Source organism: Haloarcula sp. CBA1122 (genome assembly GCF_009741785.1).
Classification (GTDB): Archaea; Halobacteriota; Halobacteria; order Halobacteriales; family Haloarculaceae; genus Haloarcula; species Haloarcula hispanica.
The window spans coordinates 1-1,199 of the sequence record NZ_WPCB01000108.1 but is presented as its reverse complement, the minus strand read 5'-3'; the positions used below and the strand labels follow the sequence as shown (position 1 = coordinate 1,199).

Below are 1,199 nucleotides of genomic sequence, written 5' to 3'. Positions count from 1 at the left end.
GCTTCGCCGCACCGTTCTGGGAACTCGTGTTCGCACTGGGCGGCGGCGTCGCCGGAGGAACCATCGGGATGGTGTCCCAGCGCTACGGGGCCGACGCCGAGAGGGAACTGGCGGTCACCGTCACGACCAGCGCCGCCGTCGTTCTGGGGCTGACACTTCCGTTGATGGCGGCGTACTGGGTCATCCCCGGTCTGCTCGTCGATCTCGTCGGGACGGGGTCCGAGGCCGTCGGGTACGGGGTCGAGTACCTGCGCGTCGTCGCCCTCGGTGTCCCCTTCGCCGCACTGAACCTCATCGCCAGTCGGACGCTCGTGGGAGCCGACGACGCCTGGACGCCGATGCTGTTGCGGGCCGGCGGCGCGGTCGTCAACATCGCGTTGAACGCCGTCTTCATCTTCGGGTTCGGCCTCGGCGTCGTCGGTGCGGCGCTGGGCACGGTCATTGCGAACGTGCTGGTCACGGCTGGGTTCGCTGTCGGGCTGGCTCGCGGCGGCCTGCCGATAATCGGCGCGTTTCCGGTCCGGATTCCGGTGTCGCGGCCGTTCCTCGACCGGGGACTGGGGCGGGACCTCGCGAAAACCGGGACGCCGCTGGTTGGGGCCAACCTCGCGCGGACTGGGGCGCAGTTCCCCCGGCTGTTCATCGTCGGCCTGTTCGGGCCCGGCGTCGTGTCGGCCTACGTCGTGGCGCTCCGCGTCCGAGCGCTGCTTGACACGCCGAACTGGGGACTGAGCCTCGCGTCGAGCAGCCTCGTCGGACAGGCTCTGGGCGACGGTAACGAGGCCGAGGCGACCGTCTGGGCGCAGACGGTGCTCAGGCTAAGTGTCGGCGTGTACATCGTGGTCGCGGCGACGCTGCTCCCGTTCTCGCGGGGCATCGCCCGCCTGTTCGTCTCGGACCCCACAGTGCTCCCACTGGTGACGGTGTTCGTCGCCGTCGCCTGTGCCAGCGTCGTGTTCCGAGGTGTCGACGGCGGCTCGACCGGGCCGCTCCGGGCCAGCGGCGACACGCGCTGGCCGTTTTACTCCCAACTGGCCGGGATGTACCTGTTCGCCCTCCCGCTGGCGTATCTCGGCTACGTCACGCCGCTCGGCGAGGTCGCGCTGTACGCCTCGCTCGTGGTCGAGACGGCCGTTCCCGCGGCAGTGACCTACTATCGCTTCCGGTCGGGGACGTGGCGGGTCGTGAGCCGGTCCTAC

At 70.2% G+C, this 1,199-nt stretch carries 1 protein-coding gene; it reads left to right on the top strand.

Annotation, left to right across the window (positions count from 1 at the left end):
• Nucleotides 1-1,199 (top strand): MATE family efflux transporter (locus GJ630_RS19375; RefSeq protein ID WP_191450778.1); only part of this gene is annotated, 1,199 nt, incomplete at both ends.